The organism is Curtobacterium sp. NPDC087082, assembly GCF_044745045.1.
Lineage (GTDB): Bacteria > Actinomycetota > Actinomycetes > Actinomycetales > Microbacteriaceae > Curtobacterium.
The window spans coordinates 136,974-155,196 of sequence record NZ_JBIUZN010000006.1 but is presented as its reverse complement, the minus strand read 5'-3'; the positions used below and the strand labels follow the sequence as shown (position 1 = coordinate 155,196).

The window sequence follows — 18,223 nt, the reverse complement described above, 5'->3', positions numbered from 1 at the left end:
CCGTCCGGTAGCCGATCGCCTACCGGGCGTGGAGTTCGAGGTAGTCGAGTGCCTGGCGAACCGTCTCTTCGAGAGGGCGGGTGCTGTCGGTGATGAGCCGATCGTCCGTGCGGGGCTCGTACTCGTCGGCGGTGCGCTGTACCTCGTCCCACGTCGGCAACGTGAACCCGGGCAGGTCGTTCGCACGCTGTTCCACGCGGCGGCGGTGTTCGTCGACGTCGGCACACACGACCTCGATCACGCGCAGCGGCACCCCGGCGGCATCAGCCGTGGACACCCACCCAGCCCGAGCAGGTTCAACGCCGCTCACCGCGTCCGCGATGACCACCTGACCGCGACGGAGGTTCGGTACCGCGATGGCATGCATGATCGAGTACGCAGCGATACCGGACTGCTCGCGTGGGATTTGGTACTTCCACATCGCGCCCTCGATCGCGTCGACGCGGAGCGTCAGCGAGGGCATCAGCTCCGCGATAGCAGCAGACAGCGTCGACTTCCCTGCACCAGGAAGACCACAAACCTGAACCAGCATCGACAACTCCTTCGGCGGCCGTAGCTCCTTGTCTATCGCTCGCGGACGCGCAGCACCAGCGACGTGGATACGCACGCTGGACCACTCAACGGGCGGTCACGAGCGGCGGCAAAGGGGGATGTGGCCCCACCACCCGAGACCGTCGGCATCAACATCGAGGATGTCGCCGTACGCCCCCAGGGGCTCTCCGATGTTGAAGTCCGCTACCTCCTGGCCGAACTCTTCGGGTGTCGCAATGTCTCCGGTTGCGTAGACGTCCATCCGGTCGATGGTGGTCTCTCTATTCCGGATGATGCCGACTCGTCGGCCACCGGTCCAGGAGTAGATGACGCGAAACTCATCGTTTGTGGCCCAGGCGTCTTCAACGACCACCCGCTCGGCTTCCGTGGGCCCGCCGCCACAAAGCTTCCGTAGACAGGCAAGAAGCGCTCGTGGACCCCAGTCGTCGGAGTGTCCTGATTCGAGTTCCGCGATGTCCCCGGGGCCGCGACGATGAACGGGCTGTCCCCAGACGACAGCGAGCACGTTGCCCGCGACGCTGGTCCAGAGCATGTCCGCCGGTGACAGCGTGCTGATCTGGGTCGCGTACGCGAGGCCGAACGACTGCATGAACGTGTTGATGACGATCACCAGCGACATCAGTACGACGACCAGGAACGCCTTCGGATTCGACCGGAACAGCTCGACGATCGGCAGACGGGCGCGCCGATGGGCGTCCTTCTCGTCGACGAACACCTCAGGTTCCTCGAGGCGGCGGCGCACGAGGTACGCGACGATCAGGACGACGACGGAAAGCAGGAACGGGACTCGCCATCCCCAGCTGTCGCGGGCGGCTTCCGGCAGCGCGGCGACGGGAAGGAAGACGAGCGATGCCAGGACGATCCCGGCGCTGATGCCCGAAGACGTGAAACTCGCGTAGAACGCCCGGCGACCCTCCGGCGACTCCTCGACCGTCAACGTGGAAGCGCCGGCGGTCTCGCCACCGGCGGACAAGCCCTGCAGGATCCGGAGCACGACGAGCAGAATCGGCGCGAGGTAGCCGGCCGTCTGGAACGTGGGGAGGACGCCGATGAGGAACGTCGAGGCGCCCATGATCGTCAGCGTCGCCACGAGCGTGTTCTTCCGGCCGACGCGGTCGCCGAGGTGCCCGAAGATGAAGGCGCCGATCGGCCGGAACACGTATCCGACTCCGAGCACCGCGAAGGACTGGATCAGCGCGGCGGTCGGATCCCCCGCAGGGAAGAACACCCGGCCGAAGATCAGCGATGCCGCGGTCGTGTACACGAAGAAGTCGTAGTACTCCAGGGTGCCGCCGAGGAAGCTGGCGAAAGCTGCGCGTCGTGCTCGCGCGACGGTGCGGGTGGACTGCATTGGGCCTCTCCTCGTTGAGCGGACACGAGGGCTGGGCCAGTCGGCGTCACTGCCAGACGTGTCACCCCTCGACCGTCAACGTTAGGGAGGGTCGGAGTATCCGCGGTCCCGGTTCTCCTTATGTGCGCGGTAGCGCCGCTAATGACCATCAATGGGTGGAGCCTGGTCGTGCCAAGGCAGTAGGACCGGCGCGAGATCGTCAGCCAAGATCGCGTGTTGGCCGACAGCGTCGTAGCGAGCGGTGTGATGATGTCGAATCGTCCAGGAGGAACGGTCGGCGAACCGCAAACGGCAGCGCCACGTCGGTGCGCTCACGTCGGCACAGTGTCCAGAAGGACATCACCAAGATGTGACGCGCGTGGCAGGCGCACGACGCCTTGCCGGGAGATCACGACCTGGGCGGCGAGCATGCGGGGCCGTCTTCGGCAGCACCCTGATGTCGGCCCGACGTGAATTGACGAGACGAGGACACTCGCGGTGCGTCCGCCGTGACCCGTGGTGTGTACGACAGCGGGCTCGGCGAAGGCGAAGCGATGACGTGTCGACGACAGGAGCCGCGCATGAACGGTCTGAGAGGTGACCTCAGGCCTCCACGACATCGTCGTCGCGCCGCTCCTCTACCGGAGCCTGACACGGGCGCAACGGACCAGCGGGAGCCTCGTAGGATCGCATCGCCGCGTGCCACGTCGTCTGGCCCGTTGGTCTTTCCTCACAAGACGCAACGGTTCCGCCGTCTCCGACATGGGTGAGGCGTCGAGCGAAAATTCGGCCCTGTTCTGGGCGAAATTGGCGAGCTGGCGCTGGCCCCGGCGTGTCATTCTGAGGCCCAATTCGCACGGCTCGGAGGAGCAGGTCGAGGAACTCCGCGCATAGAGACGAGCATGGATATCGCATCTCAACTGCGCGCACGATGGGCGCTGCTCCAGACCTCACGTGAACTCGAACGACTCGTTCTTCTCGCCGCGCAGGACCCGGCGTCGGACGAGACCGCGTTCGAGGTCATCCGACGCACCCGATGGCGGGTGCGCGCGGCCGAAGTTTGGGACAGCGGGGAGGTTGCGAACATCGCGCGGGAGGAGCTCATCGGAGCACTCAAGGCCTTGCACGCCGGAACGGATGTCGGAGTGCTCTCCCACGAGCTCATTCGACGCACCCTGACGGAGCTGCCCGACGAGCCCTGACGCCAGGGCTGGCGACGCTACGCCAGCCCGAGCGCCCTCTGCGACGCGTCGATCTCTCGGCGACCGATTGCCATGACTTCCGCCAGCGTCTCGTTCGCAGATCTGACCGGAAGCCAACGAGCGATCCGACTCGCTGGAACACGGCCGAAGGGCACCGCCACCTTCGCACGATCAAGAGCAGGAGCCAGCAAGTTCCGCGCGTCGTCTACTCGTCTCCGAATGTCCACGACGTCCAACCATTCCGTCGACGTGACAGCTCCGCGCTGTTGCGCGATACGGACTCGCAAAGCCAGATCGACAAGCTGCTCCGCCGCAGCCTGGAGCCGGTGTGCGGCGGCCGCGATGTCGTTGACAACGCTCAGCGCCCTAGCCTCGTCCAGCAGCGCTCCCGAGGCAGCCGAGATCTCCGCCACCACGTTGTCCGCTGTGACAACACCGTTTGACCCAATGCTGAATCGCTCGATGCCTACCGCGTCAAGAGCCGCAGTTGCATCCTCGTTCCAGCCAGACACCACGTACACCCGAACCGCTCGCATCTCAGCTCGCTCGAGGACCGGCGTGACCTGGTCGGCGGTCACGCCGCGCGGCCGAAGCAACGCTGCAGAAACGACGAGGTCGTCTTCGAGAATGACGAGCTGAGCGGTGTTCGTGACCGTGTGGAGCTTCGTCACATCGACGCCGCTCTGGGCGAGGTGCTCCCGGATGGTCGCGGCTGCCTTTGTCTTCGTCATGATCGTTGCCACGCTCAAAGGGTGCCAGATGTTCAAGGAACGGGCGCCCCACTCCCCGGTCTCGCGTGCGATCGTGACCGACTGGACTGGCGACGATCGTCCCGAGTTACCGCCTGACCAGGCAAAACCCGGTTTCCGGGTGCTGGTCCCGTGAGCGACGCATAGGCCTCCCATGACCGAAACCCAGACCCGCTGCGCGACGTGCGGCGTACCGAATGCGTCCGCGCATACACAATCCATGACCGACGCGAGCGCGAACCCCCAGCTGGAGCCAATGCTCACGATGGACGAGCTCAGCCACTACACGCAGACCTCGAAGAGCACGCTCTACTCGCTGCGAAGCCAGGGACGCGGCCCGAGGGGCGTCCGCATCGGTCGAGCCCTCAGGTTTCGGACGTCCGACGTCGATGCATGGCTCAACATGCTGAGCGACGAGGCGGAGGCAGCCTGATGAGCGTCAAGAAGGCGGACAACGGACGTTGGCGCGCCCGCGTCTACCACCGCGGCAAGCAGGTCTCGATGGCGACGTTCGACCGGAAGAAGGACGCCGACGCTTGGGAGCTCGGCCAGAAGACGACTCTCGCATCCGGAACCTGGTCCGACCCTCGCAACGCCGAGATGACGCTCGCAGAACTCATCAAGGAGTTCCTGACCGAGCGGCGCGGACTCGTCTCGCAGCAGACCTACGACACCGATGAGACAAACCTCCGCCTCCACGTCTCAGACCAGATGAAGCGGCTTCCCATCGGTTCCATCGACGGCCGGCAGCTGCGAAGGTACGTCGCCAACCTCGTGCGCACCAAGCGGCACAGCACCGCGAAGCGAATTCGGGAGTCGCTCGGTGGGGTCTTCGCGTACGCGGTGCGGGAGGCGTACATCTCGCACAACCCAGTCCTGGATGCGCCGCTCGGTCGCGGGGACGGAACGGAAACGAACACCGTCCGGCCCTTCACCGAGTCGGAGTTCAGGTCGATGCTCGTGGCTCAGCGAGCCCTGAACCCGAACTACGCCGACGTTGTCGAGTTTCTTCGGGAGACCGGCTTGCGCTGGGGAGAGATGAAGGCGCTCCGTGTCCGCAACATCGTCACGAACCCCTTCCCCGCAGTCATGGTCGAGCGCTCGAAGAGCGACGGGTACCCCGAAAAGCAGACGAAAGGACGGCGAAGCCGGAAGGTCCCTCTCATGGGCAACGCAGAGGAAATCGCGATGCGCCATGCTGATGGCAAGTCGCCCGACGCGTTCCTGTTCCGGTCGACCGGCGGCTCCGAACTGAGCGGACCGAACTTCACCCGCGACCTTCGCTGGAAGACGACGGCAGGGAACCATCGTGTCCACGACCTTCGCCACACCGCCGCGACGGCGTGGATGAGCGACGGAATCAACGTCAAGACCATCTCTGTATGGCTCGGTCACAGCACGACACAGCAGACCGTCAACCGCTACTCCCACTGGATGAACGACGACGGCGACATGGCCGCCATCGCCCGGATGATGCGAGCTCGACGCGAGCGCTCCGAGGAGCGAGACTTGTCATGAGGCGGAGGCAGCGGAACCGAACGGGGCCCGGCCCGGCCGCTCCGTCTCAGCCCTCCTCGATGAGCACCAACGAGAACTCGTCGCTCGAGAGTGTCGGCACGCCTAGGTCACCAGCCAGCGTCACCACGGCGCGGTCGTTCGACACGACCACCCACTCCGCACCGAACAGACCCAGCTCAGCCTCGGCCATCGCGTCGAGCGCGCACGCGAGCAACATCGGGTCGGCATTCCCGAGATTTGCGTAGAGGTCGATGAGGGTCGTGTCGTCGGCTGGAACACATTGAAGGACGGCAGCGAGGTGCAGGAGGACGCCCTCATCGGTCGAGTATTCGAGCGCGCGCAGCGAATCGACGTCCGGAAGGAATCGTGCTTCGTGGAGCACTTCGGACGGTAGCCGACACTGTTCGTGCACGAACGCCGAGGAGCGTTGCTCCGGCGTCAGCCGAGTCAACGCGTTGTTGTCGAGGAGGTAGAACGTCCCCATCATCCGAGCGCCTCCCGGAAGTCCCGGATCTCTCGCGGTCGGATCTTGTTCGCGCAGACCGCTCGGCAGAACTCACCTTCGGTGATCTTGCCGGCATCCAGCGCGCCGAGCATGCGAACGGACAGCTCCCGGCCGTTGTACGTCCGGACCCCGTTCACGGGTTTCGGTTGGCGGCCCTGCGACTTCGGCCGGTTGGCGAACTCGAGGCGAAGTTCCTCGAGGTGTTGCTGAGCACCGACACAACTGATGAGTCCGAGCCGCTGGAGGCGCACGACCAGCGCGCTCGGAGTCACCTTGAACGAGTCGGCGGTGCTCCTGATTTTCCCGAGGTCGTCGGACGGAACCGTTCGCATCTGCGCCGCCGGCATTAGGACCTCGCCAACGATGTCGTACTCGCGGCCCGGGTTCGACGCAAGGTTCCGGCCGTCGTAGGTCACCGGGGCGAAGATGCCGCGAGCGACCAAGACGGTGAGAAGGGTAAGCGTGAAGAGCTGACGCCCCTCCGGCTCCTCGTCGTCGCCGTGACTCCCCCGCGAGAGGAAGATGTACGGGACCTTCTTGTCCTTGATGGTCAGCCCACTGAACTTGACCTCGATGAGCTGCGGCATGAAGCCGCGGACGCTGCGCGAGACGAGGATCTGGTGCGACTCCAGCGTCTCGATGAGCAACGACAGGGCGGCGCCCTTCGATCGAGCCGAGCGGAGTACGGCCACATCCAAGTCGAGAGCTGTGAGCAGCACGGCGACGTCCTCCTCGATCGTCGCCCGAGGCTTCCGGAGGACTCCAACGATCTTGTTCTCGGCGAGCGACTCGTCGTGAGTGCGCAGCATCATCTGCTTCCGCACAAGATCCTTGACGATGAGCTCGACGTCGCTGAGCTCGATCGTCGTACGCGAGTTGACGGCGAAGGTGTCTTTGCTCAACCCTTGCAGCAGCTTCTGCGTCTTCGTTTCGACCTGCGCCCGAACCAGCTCGCGCGGCGCGAAGCAGAGTGCGTACGGCACCTGTGCGGTGCGCGCCAGATCGACGAGATCAGAAAAGCTGATCGTTGACCGTTCGAGGGCGTGGCGATACGGAACGCGTGCACTCACGACAGAGTTCTCGAACAGCTCGACGAAGACGACGCGGTCGATCATCACGCGGCTCCCGTGCAGAGTGACCGCGATCGTCCCTGGCTGGTCGGCGCTCACGGCAACACCGCGTGGTGGCTCAACGATCCAGACTCGGTGGCTGCCGTGCTCCCCATCCGACCGACGATCCCTCATGTCGGCCTTCGAAGCGACCCCGAGTTCGGGTGTCGAGCAAGTCAACTCGCCGACCGGAGGCCATCAAGAAGGTGACGCGTACAAGTGCGCCTTGCCCCAATCCCGCTCCAGACCTCCGGCGCGCACCGCTCGAGAGCCTCTAGGCTCCGAGCATGGGTGATCTCACGGTGACGATTCGTCCTGGTCGGCGCACGGAGATCCAGAACATGCCGTTCGAGGGCAACGGACGCGGCTACACCATCCTCGGAGACATGTTCAACGCTTCACGGCGTGGTCAGGTCGACTACTCCCCCAGCTCCCGATCATGGTCGGTCTCGCGGCCGCACACGAACGCTGTCATCCACGGTCTCGCCGCACGATACGGCCGGGTAACGGTGATTCAGCATGGCGGTGTCGAGAAGTGCGTGGAAGCGTGCTGGAAGACGGGACTCCCCGAAAACGCATGGCTGTGTGAGTGCGCATGCGCTGGACGAAATCACGGCTCGGGGCAGCCGTTCAAAGTCATCGTAGGGGGCAACGGTCCCGGCGGACAGCTCTCGGTGCAGGCCCGTGCGCCCCACGTGTTCTACGTCGGCTGATCACGAGCCGAGTCGGCGGAGCTGACCCGTGCTCGAGCCGGAACCATTGCCAGGGTCCGGTGGGCTCTGGCGGGCTCGAACCGCCGACCACTTCGGTGTAAGCGAAGTGCTCTACCAACTGAGCTAAGAGCCCTCAAGGCCGATCCTACTTGGCGATGAGCTGACATCGTGACGACGAGCGACTTGACTCGCCGTCGCCGACGACGGTGGCCGACTCTCGCCTGCGCGATACTTGCCCTCGGCGCTGCGGCGCTCGTTCGACCCGACCGGGTCCACACTCGAAGGGCCGGGGGTCCCGTGATCAAGCGCATCGTCCGTATCGACGGCATCGGTCTTTTCCGGCGTTGGCAGCCCGGCAGCGATTCCTCCAACTTCGAACGGATCAACGTCGTCTATGGCGGCAACGGCACCGGCAAGTCGTCAGTCGCACGCGCGTTCGGCGAGGCGACCGCGGCATCATCGGCCTCGACCGTGCACGTCTCAGTCGAAGACGGCGACAGGCTTCGCCAAGTCACGTCGAGCGAGGACCCCTTCTGGACACGCGTCCGCGTGTTCAACCAGGACTACGTCGAGAACAACCTGAGCTTCGGCACCGATCGCAGCGAGGCAGCACCGCTTCTCGTCCTCGGCCAGAAGAGCGTTGGTCGCGAGACACGGCTCGCGCAGATCGCCGAACGCCTCGAGATCATCGAGAGCGAGGAGCGTCTCGCGGTTGAGGACGCCGGCCGCGCGAGAAACGCTGCGGACCGTCTCGCAACTGCGACCGCGACGACGATCCACAGCGAGCTGCAGCACGTGAGCGCACGGTACGGCCGGGCCTACAACCGTCGCCAGGTGAAGACCTTGCTGGATGCCTTGCCGACCAGGTTCGACGAACCCCTCGACGAGGTCATCTCGACGCATCTCGGCACTGTTCGTCCGCAGAAGATGGAGCCAGTCTCCCTCCTCACCATCACCGGTGAAAGTGTCGTTCCGCTCGTCGCCGAGGTGGGTGACGCGCTTGCCACCTCGGTGTCGAACGTGGTCCTCGACGACCTGGCCGCGCATCCCGAGGACAGCACCTGGGTGAGTGAAGGCGTGTCGAGGCACGAGCAACGCGATCGGTGCCTGTTCTGTGGCGGTGTGGTGACCGACGAACGCCGAGGTGCTCTGGCCGCGCACTTCGACGGCCGGTTCCGGCAGCTGGAGCGCACGCTCGACATGCTGGACGGCCGCGTCGCAGCGGTCATCGCGGCTCAGCAGGGCATGATCTCCCGCGCGCCGGCAGCAAATCTCCTGTACCCGCCGCTCCGGGAGTCGTACGGTGAGCTGCTCGCCGGGGTGCGAGAGGCCACCACGTCTCGAAGCGAGGCCCTCGACGCGGTTCGCCGTGCGATCGAGACCAAGCGCTCCGCGATGTTCGACGTGGTCACGTTCGATCCCGGTGTTGTCGACGGCCAATCGGACGACGTGGCCGCGATCAACCTCGTGCTGCGGGACCACAACGAGCGTTCGGCGGCGTTCGAGTCGATCCGCGCGGACGCCGCCGACCGTGTCGAGCGCGCTCGGGTCGAGTTGATCCGCTCGGAGTACGTGTCGCTGTCGGAGCGAGCGCTCGGCGCCGAGCAACAAGCGGCAGACCACGGCGCCGAGCGCGAGCAGTTGACCCGCGAACGTGGGCGCCTGAATTCTGCCGGGCTCGACGCGGGACCACTTGCAAGCGAGCTCACCCGAGACGTTGCCGTCCTCCTCGGTCGCGACGAGCTCCGCTTCACCGCCGTCGATGGGCGTTACGCCATCGAACGGGACGGGCGCCCGGCCGTCGGTCTCAGCGAGGGCGAGCGGACGGCGATCTCGCTGCTCCACTTCCTGTGCAGCCTCCGCGACGAGACGATGCGTGGCGCCGACCTGACCGTCGTCATTGACGATCCGGTGTCGAGTCTGGACCAGGAGATCATGGTCGGCGTCTCCGGGCACCTCTGGAACACCTTCGTCGGAGCGGGCATCCGCCACCAGTTGATCCTGCTCACGCACAGCTTCGAGCTCTTCCGGATGTGGGTGAACCAACTGGACCGGCTGCACTCGCGGCTCCGCCGGGACAACTCGTACTCATTGCACGAGCTGCGCTCGAGGGTGAGTCGCGACGCTGAGGACGTTCCCCGTCGTGTGCCTGTGCTGCGGAGCTGGAGCGACCCTCAGCTCCGCAAGAAGCTGCGCTCCCAGTACCACTACCTGTTCTGGCGAGTCGGCAGTGCCGTCCTCGAGCGGAACTCCGGTACGCAGTTCGAGGCTGAGCTTGAAGCTGCTGCGCTCCTACCGAACGCCGCGAGGCGGCTCTTGGAGTCGTTCCTGGCCTTTCGGTTGCCAGTGCTCATGGGCGACTTCGAAGGGAGCATGCGGACGGCGTTCGACGAACACCAGATCGAGCAGCCACTCCGCCAGCGTCTGGTGCGGTTCCTTCACCAGTCGTCGCACAGCGAAGAAGCGGACATCTCTCGGCCCGTGGACGTGCACGAGGCGGTGGTCGTCCTCGAGTCGGTGTTCCGCTTCATCGCGGCAGTGGATCGGCCGCACTTCGAGCAGATGTGCGCCGCCGTCGTGCCGGGCCTCTCGTACATCGGTGCGGCTTCGGTCACGGTGGAACCGGTCGCTGCCGCCTAGCCGTTGCCATTTCCGCACCGACACCAAACCGACACGGACACGGAGCAACGCTCGGACCAGTCAGAGGGAACGGGACGATCACCGTCCTGACCTGGTCTTTCGGCGACCAGCGGAGCGCGAGCGACGGGACTGACATCCACGGTGTAAACGTGGCGCTCTACCAGCTGAGCTAAAGGCCCTCACGTCGAGTCTACGGCGTCGGACACCCCGCCCGATGTTCAGCCACAGGCTTACTTTCGGCGATGTGAAGTCGTATCCTTAACACGTGCACTCCGACCCTGTGATCGCGGTGATCGTCGACCTCGTCGACTCCCGCACCCTCGACGACCGCGCAGCGGCCCAGCGCGACGTCGAGCGCGCCTTCGACGGTACTCCAGCGGTCGAGGCGGTCGATCCGCTGCGCGCCACCGTCGGCGACGAGTTCCAGGTGATCTACGCCACGCTGACCGACGCGCTCGTCGCGACCACGGCCGCGATCCTCGCCCTCCCGCCGACCGTGCAGATCCGGTTCGGGATCGGGCGCGGCACGGTGCGGACGATCGGCGCGGGTGCGGTCGGTCCCCTGCAGGACGGCCCCGGGTGGTGGTCCGCACGCGACGCCATCAACGAGACCCACCGGCGCGAGGACGGCCGGACCGCGTTCCTCCGGGCCTGGTACCACGACGCCGAGGACCGCCACGGACCGACGGAGCGACTCGTGAACGCCTACTTCCTGAGCCGCGACCACGTCGTCGCGCGCCTGACCCCGCGTGCACGGCGGATCGCCCTCGGGTTGGTCCAGGGCCGGACCCAGGCGCAGATCGCTGCTGAGGAGGGCATCACCCCGTCGGCAGTGTCCCAGTCCGTGCAGAGGTCGGGCGTCGCCGCACTGGTCGAGGGCCTGCGGGTCCTCGGGGACGGGGGCCGCTGATGCTCGCCGGGGTCCTCCTCGCCCTGATCGGGACGGCCGACGTCGTGCGCACCCGGACCGGCACCGACGCCGCACCACGCCGCGTCCTGACCGCGATCGTGGTCCTGCTGCTGTGGATCGGGGTGGCCGTCGTCGCCGTGCCGGGCCTCGGCCTCCCCGTCGGGGCGGTGGCCAGCGCGATCGTGCTCGCCGCCCTGTGGATCGCCACGACGACGCCGGTGCGGCCGACCGACGCCCGGCCGTCGACCACGCCGCCACGGGTCTGGTGGCGCCGCTCGGGCTCGTGGCCGTCGGTCCTGCTCGCGGTCGCGCTCGCCGCACTGCTGCTGACGGTCCCGTCCGTCGATCCCTCGGGGTTCGTCGTCGAGTGGCAGCGTGGTTCCGCGCCGGCCTTCGTCGCCGCCGTCCCGCTCGCCGCGATCGTCGGCGGCGTCGGAGCGGCGCTGTTCCTGGTCGACTCGGCCAACGTCGTCGTCGCCCAGGCCCTCCCGCCCGGGCTCTCCCCCGACACCGTCAGCCAGTCGGTCGAGGGCGGGCCGGCGTGGCGGCTGTTCGCCCGACGACCCCGTGGCGACGCCCGTACCGCTGCGGACGGCGACGGTAGCGAGGGCACGGTCCTGCTGCAGGGCGGCCGCATGATCGGCCCGATCGAGCGCCTGCTGCTCGCCGGGTTCTCGCTGGTCGGGGCGTTCCCCGTGGTCGCTGCGCTGATCGCGGCCAAGGGCATCGTCCGTTTCCCGGAGATCCGCCGCGAGACGACCGGGTACCAGGCCGAGTACTTCCTCATCGGCAGCCTGGTGAGCTGGGCGATGGCGTTCGCCGCGGCCGGCATGTGCTGGTTGCTCGCACAGGGCTGAGGCCCCGGGCGAGTCCCGCGTGACCCGCGTCCCCGGGCACCGCGCTCCCCGTCGAACCACGAATCCGACATCGAACAACCGCCTGGTCCCGGTTCGATGTCGGATCCGTGGTTTGACGCCGCCAGCGCGCCGCCGCCAGCGCCCCGCCGACGCCACGGGTCGATGCACAGGGACCGCCCCGGGAGATCCCGATCGGCGCCGGGTAGCGTCGTCTGCGTGAACGGAGTCGGAGTCCTCGACGAGGCCGGCCGCCTGCGGCTGCTGGGTACCGGTGCGACCGGTGCCGCCTTCGCCGTCGTGCTCGTCGTCCTCGTGGCGTCGTCGTGGACGGAACCGACCCCGGCGCTCCTCGTCGGCCTCGGCGTCCCGGCGGCAGCGGTGGGCATCGCCATCGCCGTCGTCCTGCAGCTCCGCTCCTGGCGCGCCGAGGGCGGGTACGACCGGAGCGTCGTCGTCCGCAACTGGGTGCTCGACGGCGAGGTGCCCCCGACCGTGCCGGCCGCCGAGTGGATCCCCCTCGTGCAGGCCCAGGCCGAGCGCGAGGTCGCCGGCTGGGGCAAGATCGTGCTCTCGACGATCTGGATCCTCATGACCTGGTCGATGCGGGACCAGCACGGACCGGTCATCACGACGATGCTGATCCTGCTCTGGATCGGCCTCGGCCTGTGGAGCGCACTCTGGGTGATCCCCCGCGCCCGGGCCGCCAAACGACTGCTCGGCCGCGGCGTCGCTACCCCCACCTGATCCCGCCCGGCACCGTCCTGGGTACGCTCGCCGTCATGCAGAGTCGCACCCTCGGCCGTACCGGCCGCCCCGTGTCCGTCGTCGGCCTCGGCACCTGGCAGTTCGGCGGTGACTGGGGCCCGGTCTCCGACGCCGACGCGAACGCCGTGATGGACGCGTCCGTCGGGTCCGGCGTCACGCTGTTCGACACCGCCGACGTCTACGGCGACGGCCGGAGCGAACAGTTGATCGGCGCGTGGCGGGCGGCCAACCCCGACGTCCCGCTGACGATCACCACGAAGATGGGCCGTCGCGCCGACCAGGTCCCGTCCAACTACGTCGCCGCGAACTTCCGCGAGTGGGTCGACCGCTCGCGCCGGAACCTGCGGCAGGACACCCTCGACCTCGTCCAGCTGCACTGCCCGCCGACCGAGGTCGTCGCCGACGACGCCGTGTACGACGCCCTCGACGAGCTCGTCGCCGACGGCTCGGTCGCCGCCTACGGCGTCAGCGTCGAGACCGCCGACCAGGCCCTCACCGCGATCGCCCGCCCCGGCGTCGCCACCGTCCAGATCATCCTCAACGCGTTCCGTCTCAAGCCGCTCGACCGCGTGCTGCCGGCGGCCCAGGAGGCGCGGGTCGGCATCCTCGCGCGCGTCCCGCTGGCATCGGGGTTGCTGTCCGGCAAGTACACGGCGGACACGTCCTTCGCCGAGGGCGACCACCGCAACTACAACCGCCACGGCGAGGCGTTCGACCAGGGCGAAACCTTCAGCGGCGTCGACTTCGAGGACGGGGTGCGCGCTGCCCAGGCCTTCGCGGCATCGCTGCCCGATGGTGTCTCGGTCCCGCAGGCGGCGCTCGCGTGGATCATCGCCCAGGACGGCGTGACCGCGGCGATCCCGGGCGCACGCAACCCGGAGCAGGCCCGGTCGAACGCCGGTGCGGGCTCGCTGCCCGAGGTGCCGGGCCTCGACGAGACCGTCCGCGAGCTGTACGACGAGTGGTTCCGCGCCGCCGTGCACGACCGGTGGTGAAGCCGGCGGCCGTCGGCGCAGCGCTCGCGGCCCTCACGGTCCTGGCGCTCATCGCGGGCGGGACGGCACCGGCGAACGGCACCTCGCGGTCCGCTCCCCCGTGGCCCGCGCCGACGGCCCTCGCCGAGCGTGCCGACGACGCCGGACTGCGCAACGTCTGGGGCGAGCGACTCGCCGAGCACGTCCACACCCACCTGACGATCCTCGACGGCGACGTCCCCGTGACGGTGCCGGCGAACGTCGGGCACTCGGACACCCGACGGTTCGCCGCGCAGCTGCACACGCACGACACCTCGGGCATCCTGCACGTCGAGTCCCCCACCCGGCAGCCCTTCACGCTCGGGCAGTTCTTCGACGAGTGGGGCGTCTCGCTCGGCCCCGCACACGTGGGCGGGCTCCGTGGCGAGCTGACGGTGTGGGTCGACGGCCGCAGGTTCATCGGCGACCCGCGCTCCATCGCGCTGACGAACCGCCGCGAGGTCGTGCTCGACGTCACGACGATCGGCGAGGTCCCGCACCTGCCGCCACCCTTCGACTGGCCGCCGCAGTACCGCTGACCCGCACCGCGACACGCCCGGCGACGCCGCGTCAGGCGACGCCGCCCCGCGCCCTCAGTCGCCCGGCAGACCGAGCGCGCTCCCCCGCGGGACCGGTCGCGGCTCCGGAGGGTGCACGGCCCGGAGCGCGCGAACCAGCTCGCGGTCGTGCCGGTCCGAGCCGCCGCCGACGCTCCCGAGGCCGTACCGAGCACGCAGTCGGACCGGCCCGTGGACGGTCTCGAGGCGAAGGCACGACATCGTGAACGTCGGGTACCACGGAGGCCGGTACTCGCCCACGTCGATCGACGTCACATCCGACCACCGCACGGTCGACACCGGCTCCGGTTCCTCGGGCGCCCACCCGTGCAGGCCCGCGTCGTCGACCGTCCACACCACCGGCAATGACGCCGGCACGCCGACGGCGCGCTGTCCGGATGCCCATCGTCGCACCGGCAACCAGAGCCGGACGGGGCGCCCACCGACCTCGTGCACCCGCCGCACCGTCGCGCGGTCGGCGTACGGGAACCACAGGTTCGGCACGACCACCACCACGCCCGTGATGATGACGGAGGCCGCGATCGCGCTGATCGTCGGTTCGGTGTGGAACGCGACGCACGCGGCGGTCCCGACCGCCACCGCGACGAGGCTCGCCACACGGAGCGGCACCGGGTCGACGAAGCGGCCGTCCTGCAGCCGCTCCAGCCACGCCCGACGGTCCCGCGGCACGTCAGGCCTCCTTCGGGGCGGTCCACGACAGGTCGAGGTCCCACTCGTCCACCGAACCGGCTGGCAGCTGCCACACGTACTCGTTCTTGAGCTTGCGGCCGTCCTCGCGGAAGGGTCCGGTGCGGTACGGGTAGAACGCCACGGTCGGCAGCGTGCCCGGCGGCGCCGTCCGGATCGCGTTCGAGAAGTCCTTGTTCAACCGCCGCAGTTCGGCGACCACCGCGCCTCGAGCACCGTCGGCGTCGAAGCCCGATGCGCCGGACGCGAGCTGGAACGCGATGTGCAGCTGCCGGTCACCTCGGTCGTCCTCGTAGCTGATCAGCCGGTGGTTCTCGACGGCCCCGAGCAGCGCCGGGTCGCCGTAGACCACGTCGCGCACGACGTCCGGCGCGACGACCGCCCCGTTGTAGTCGACGGACAGGTCGGACCGGCCGTAGTGGAACAGCAGCGGCAGGTCGAGCTCGGCGGCGTCGGCGAGTTCGTCGAACCCGTGCTCGCGCAGGGTCCGGCGCAGCGAGCGCATCCGCACCACGTGCCCGCGGTCGTGGATGTTGTACCGGATGCGGGGGCTGATGTTCTCGGACCGGGTGATCGTCACGACGAGCTCCCCGAGCTCGTTCGTCTCGATGAGGTAGCCGAACGGGTTGAACTGGAACACCATCGGCAGCACGCCGTACTCGGCCTGCTTCGTCAGCGCGGCGGAGAGCTCCGGCGACGCCGCGATCGCCCGACGCAGCTGCACGCTGAACGGAGTCTCGATCCCGAGGTTGATCTCGAGGTCGCTCGCCCCGTACGACCCGAGCACGGCCTGCGCGTACTGCTCGATGTGCGCGCGCATGTTCTCGCTGATGCCCTCGCCGCCGAACGCCGCGACGATCGTGTACTCGCTCCAGTCGAGCCGGTCGTCCTCGAACAGTGCCTTCAGGAACGGCGGGTAGCTGCAGATGATGTACGTGAAGTCGGTGCCGAACTCGCGCATCGTCTGCACGATCTTGTCGCGGTCCGGCCCGATCGACTTGATCATCGACGACTCGGTGAGCGACGCCGTCACGTTCATGCCGGTGGCCCAGGCGCCGAGCGAGAACGCGTTGAGCACGAACGGCTGCTTCGGAAGGTCCTTCGCGGTCCGCGAGAACCCGAGCTGCAGCAGCTGCCGGGTCGCCTGCCGTTCGTCGGGGCCGCGCACCCAGCTCGTCGGCGTGCCGCTCGACCCGCTCGACTCGTCGACGACGACCCCGCGCCGGGGCAGCCGACCGTCGACGCAGCGCTCGGGAATGCTCCACCGCTTGACGTACGACTCCTTGTCCATCTCGGGCAGCCCCGAGATCGCTGCGGCGATGCCGCCGCGTGTGTCCAGACGGGAGGCACGGCCCGCCTCCGCCAGGAACGCCCCGTAGGCGGGCACCCGCTTCGCAGCCCGCTCGGCCGTCCGCCACGCACGCCAGCGTCCGAGGGTCCAGCGGAGCGGCTCGATGCCCGGCGTGAGCAGGAGCTTGTGCGTGCCGACGCGCGGCATGAACAGCGCCACGACCGTCTCGACGACCCAGACCACCGAGAACACCGCCGCGCGCTTCACCGGGCACCCCCGATCGTCATCGCCGCCGCGGGTCGGCGGTGCGCCAGCGGTGGCGGGGCGCTGTGGCCGAAGCGGAAGAGCATCCACGCCATCCGACCGTCGGACTCGTCGACGCCGGCGCGCTCGACGAACGCGGCGTGCGACCGCGGGTTCGTGATCACGGTGCCGAACGGGTGCAGGGCGACGCCCCGTGCCGTGAGCTCGAGCCAGATCCGCATGAAGGTGCGTCCGGCCTCGACGTAGTCCGCCGGCGACGAGAACGGTCCCTCGAGCCACCCGAGCTGCCGGACGCCGCGCATCGTCGACAGGTACACGCGCTTGAAGACCCCGCCGACGCCGGGTGCCTCCCAGAGCCCGCGGTGCTCCATCGCGAACCGCAGCACCGGTCCGGGCATGAGCATCGTCTCCGCCGACAGCCCGTCACCGGACTCCGCCGCCTGCCGCTTCGAGAACCGCAGCCAGTGCAGGATCTCGTCGTGCACGGCGTCGTGCTGCAGGTCGTCGAACAGGGTCTCCTGGTTGACCCGGACGATCTCGTCGACGGTGGCCCGGTCGGCGGTGGTGCGGAAGCGGTGACCGGCCGCCGACGCGATGGCGGCCGCAGCCCGGATCGCGGACTCGTCCACCAGGGTCGCGTCGTAGGGCCTGCGCGAGGTGCGCCGTGCGAGGAAGCGGGCCAGCGCCTCCCGGTCGTCCGCCGTGGCGGCGCGCGGACGCAACGCGACCGTGCCCAGTCGGTGCAGGTGGTCGTCGGCCGCGCCGGAACCGACGCCGGCGTCCAGCCGCCCGAAGTCCATCTCGGCGTGGTCCAGCCGTTCCTGCACGGTGAACCCGTGCGCCCGGGCGACCACGTCGAGCCCGGCCAGGAACACCCCGGCGCAGACGTGGCCGAACGGGATGCCGAACGACTCGGCCGGCAACCCCCTGCGCAGGTCGTAGAACACGGTCGCGGTGCGGTCGTCCTCGACGCGCACGACGATCGGTTGCGAGTTGTGCGGCGACGGGTAGTGCCGCGCGTCCTCGATGATGCCCGTCCACGGTGATGCCATCGGTTCCCCCTCGGTGGTCTCTGCCGTCGATCATACGAACGCCCGGTGACGCCCATGCCGTCCGGGGAATGCAGTGCTCCCCGAGCCCGCGTACGCTCGGCCCATGGCCACGATTCGGACCGGCACCGACCTCGCCGCGGTCGAGGACGTGATCGCCGGGATCACCGCGCACGGCGAGCGCTACCTCGCCCGGGTCTTCACCCGGCAGGAGCGCGCCGACGCCGGGGACGACCCGGAGCGCCTCGCCGCCCGCTTCGCCGGCAAGGAGGCGGTGCTGAAACTGCTCCGGCCGGAGCGTTCGGACGCCGTCCCGCTGACCGACGTCGCCGTCGTGCTCGACACCGTCGGCGCCCCCGTCGTCGAGCTGACCGGTCGTGCGGCGGAGCTCGCCGAGGCGATCGGCTGCACGTCGATCGCGGTCTCGTTGTCCCACGAACGGGGACTGGCGATCGCCACCGCCGTCGCCCTCTCCGAGCGCTGACGCAGCC

Annotated in this window: 19 protein-coding genes and 1 tRNA gene; 11 read left to right on the top strand and 9 right to left on the bottom strand. The window is 68.5% G+C overall.

The annotated features are described in order from the left end of the window. Positions 1-19: 19 nt before the first annotated feature. The gene (locus ACIPEP_RS16565) at positions 20-607 is read right to left on the bottom strand and encodes an ATP-binding protein (protein WP_187290482.1); all 588 of its coding nucleotides are present in this window, start codon (positions 605-607) and stop codon (positions 20-22) included. 21 nt (positions 608-628) lie between these two features. Then, positions 629-1,903, bottom strand: a complete 1,275-nt coding sequence (locus tag ACIPEP_RS16560) for an MFS transporter (RefSeq protein ID WP_281264290.1) — start codon at positions 1,901-1,903, stop codon at positions 629-631. 881 nt (positions 1,904-2,784) lie between these two features. Here ACIPEP_RS16560 and ACIPEP_RS16555 point away from each other — a divergent pair. Then, a complete protein-coding gene (locus tag ACIPEP_RS16555; protein WP_281264289.1) occupies positions 2,785-3,084 on the top strand; it encodes a hypothetical protein in 300 nt (99 codons plus the stop codon). A gap of 17 nt (positions 3,085-3,101) precedes the next feature. On the opposite strand, the gene ACIPEP_RS16550 is transcribed toward ACIPEP_RS16555, so the two are convergent. Further along, positions 3,102-3,827 (bottom strand): hypothetical protein, encoded by a 726-nt coding sequence (locus tag ACIPEP_RS16550; RefSeq protein WP_144759176.1) that lies wholly within the window; start codon positions 3,825-3,827, stop codon positions 3,102-3,104. Between the two features lie 226 nt (positions 3,828-4,053). Between ACIPEP_RS16550 and ACIPEP_RS16545 the strand changes: the two genes are divergently transcribed. Then, the gene (locus ACIPEP_RS16545) at positions 4,054-4,266 is read left to right on the top strand and encodes an AlpA family transcriptional regulator (protein WP_186317530.1); all 213 of its coding nucleotides are present in this window, start codon (positions 4,054-4,056) and stop codon (positions 4,264-4,266) included. After that, entirely contained in the window at positions 4,266-5,351 is a 1,086-nt protein-coding gene (locus ACIPEP_RS16540; RefSeq protein WP_186317531.1) for a tyrosine-type recombinase/integrase, read from the top strand. Before ACIPEP_RS16545 ends, ACIPEP_RS16540 begins: the two co-directional genes overlap by 1 nt. A gap of 46 nt (positions 5,352-5,397) precedes the next feature. Here ACIPEP_RS16540 and ACIPEP_RS16535 read toward each other — a convergent pair whose 3' ends face one another. After that, the gene (locus tag ACIPEP_RS16535; protein ID WP_186317532.1) at positions 5,398-5,838 is read right to left on the bottom strand and encodes a hypothetical protein; all 441 of its coding nucleotides are present in this window, start codon (positions 5,836-5,838) and stop codon (positions 5,398-5,400) included. Then, the gene (locus tag ACIPEP_RS16530) at positions 5,835-7,025 is read right to left on the bottom strand and encodes a hypothetical protein (protein WP_281264288.1); all 1,191 of its coding nucleotides are present in this window, start codon (positions 7,023-7,025) and stop codon (positions 5,835-5,837) included. Before ACIPEP_RS16530 ends, ACIPEP_RS16535 begins: the two co-directional genes overlap by 4 nt. 227 nt (positions 7,026-7,252) lie before the next feature. Between ACIPEP_RS16530 and ACIPEP_RS16525 the strand changes: the two genes are divergently transcribed. Continuing rightward, positions 7,253-7,678, top strand: coding sequence for a hypothetical protein (locus ACIPEP_RS16525; protein ID WP_281264287.1), 426 nt, complete (start codon positions 7,253-7,255; stop codon positions 7,676-7,678). Positions 7,679-7,738: 60 nt separating this feature from the next. Here the strand turns inward: ACIPEP_RS16525 and ACIPEP_RS16520 are convergent. Beyond that, positions 7,739-7,811, bottom strand: a tRNA-Val gene (locus ACIPEP_RS16520). Between the two features lie 164 nt (positions 7,812-7,975). On the opposite strand from ACIPEP_RS16520, the gene ACIPEP_RS16515 reads away from it, so the two are divergent. From ACIPEP_RS16515 to ACIPEP_RS16490, 6 genes are all read left to right on the top strand, one after another. Next, positions 7,976-10,318, top strand: a complete 2,343-nt coding sequence (locus tag ACIPEP_RS16515; RefSeq protein ID WP_281264286.1) for an AAA family ATPase — start codon at positions 7,976-7,978, stop codon at positions 10,316-10,318. Positions 10,319-10,583: 265 nt separating this feature from the next. Continuing rightward, positions 10,584-11,228 (top strand): SatD family protein, encoded by a 645-nt coding sequence (locus ACIPEP_RS16510; protein ID WP_402717853.1) that lies wholly within the window; start codon positions 10,584-10,586, stop codon positions 11,226-11,228. Then, the gene (locus tag ACIPEP_RS16505; protein WP_402717852.1) at positions 11,228-12,085 is read left to right on the top strand and encodes a hypothetical protein; all 858 of its coding nucleotides are present in this window, start codon (positions 11,228-11,230) and stop codon (positions 12,083-12,085) included. Before ACIPEP_RS16510 ends, ACIPEP_RS16505 begins: the two co-directional genes overlap by 1 nt. A 216-nt stretch (positions 12,086-12,301) precedes the next feature. After that, positions 12,302-12,829 carry a hypothetical protein gene (locus tag ACIPEP_RS16500; RefSeq protein ID WP_402717851.1) on the top strand — a complete coding sequence of 176 codons (528 nt, stop codon included), beginning with the start codon at positions 12,302-12,304 and terminating at the stop codon, positions 12,827-12,829. 35 nt (positions 12,830-12,864) lie between these two features. Next, complete coding sequence (locus tag ACIPEP_RS16495) at positions 12,865-13,845, top strand: aldo/keto reductase (protein WP_402717850.1); 981 nt, start codon at positions 12,865-12,867, stop codon at positions 13,843-13,845. Then, a complete protein-coding gene (locus tag ACIPEP_RS16490; protein ID WP_261646839.1) occupies positions 13,842-14,402 on the top strand; it encodes a hypothetical protein in 561 nt (186 codons plus the stop codon). The genes ACIPEP_RS16495 and ACIPEP_RS16490 overlap by 4 nt, the downstream gene beginning before the upstream one ends. 54 nt (positions 14,403-14,456) lie before the next feature. On the opposite strand, the gene ACIPEP_RS16485 is transcribed toward ACIPEP_RS16490, so the two are convergent. From ACIPEP_RS16485 to ACIPEP_RS16475, 3 genes are read right to left on the bottom strand one after another with little or no spacing between them, the layout of a single operon-like run. After that, entirely contained in the window at positions 14,457-15,110 is a 654-nt protein-coding gene (locus ACIPEP_RS16485) for a hypothetical protein (RefSeq protein WP_402717849.1), read from the bottom strand. Position 15,111: 1 nt separating this feature from the next. Next, positions 15,112-16,686 (bottom strand): phenylacetate--CoA ligase family protein, encoded by a 1,575-nt coding sequence (locus ACIPEP_RS16480; protein ID WP_402717848.1) that lies wholly within the window; start codon positions 16,684-16,686, stop codon positions 15,112-15,114. Further along, entirely contained in the window at positions 16,683-17,735 is a 1,053-nt protein-coding gene (locus ACIPEP_RS16475; protein WP_402717847.1) for a hypothetical protein, read from the bottom strand. Before ACIPEP_RS16475 ends, ACIPEP_RS16480 begins: the two co-directional genes overlap by 4 nt. Before the next feature lie 103 nt (positions 17,736-17,838). Between ACIPEP_RS16475 and ACIPEP_RS16470 the strand changes: the two genes are divergently transcribed. Next, positions 17,839-18,216 carry a holo-ACP synthase gene (locus tag ACIPEP_RS16470; RefSeq protein ID WP_070418726.1) on the top strand — a complete coding sequence of 126 codons (378 nt, stop codon included), beginning with the start codon at positions 17,839-17,841 and terminating at the stop codon, positions 18,214-18,216. Positions 18,217-18,223 lie beyond the last annotated feature (7 nt).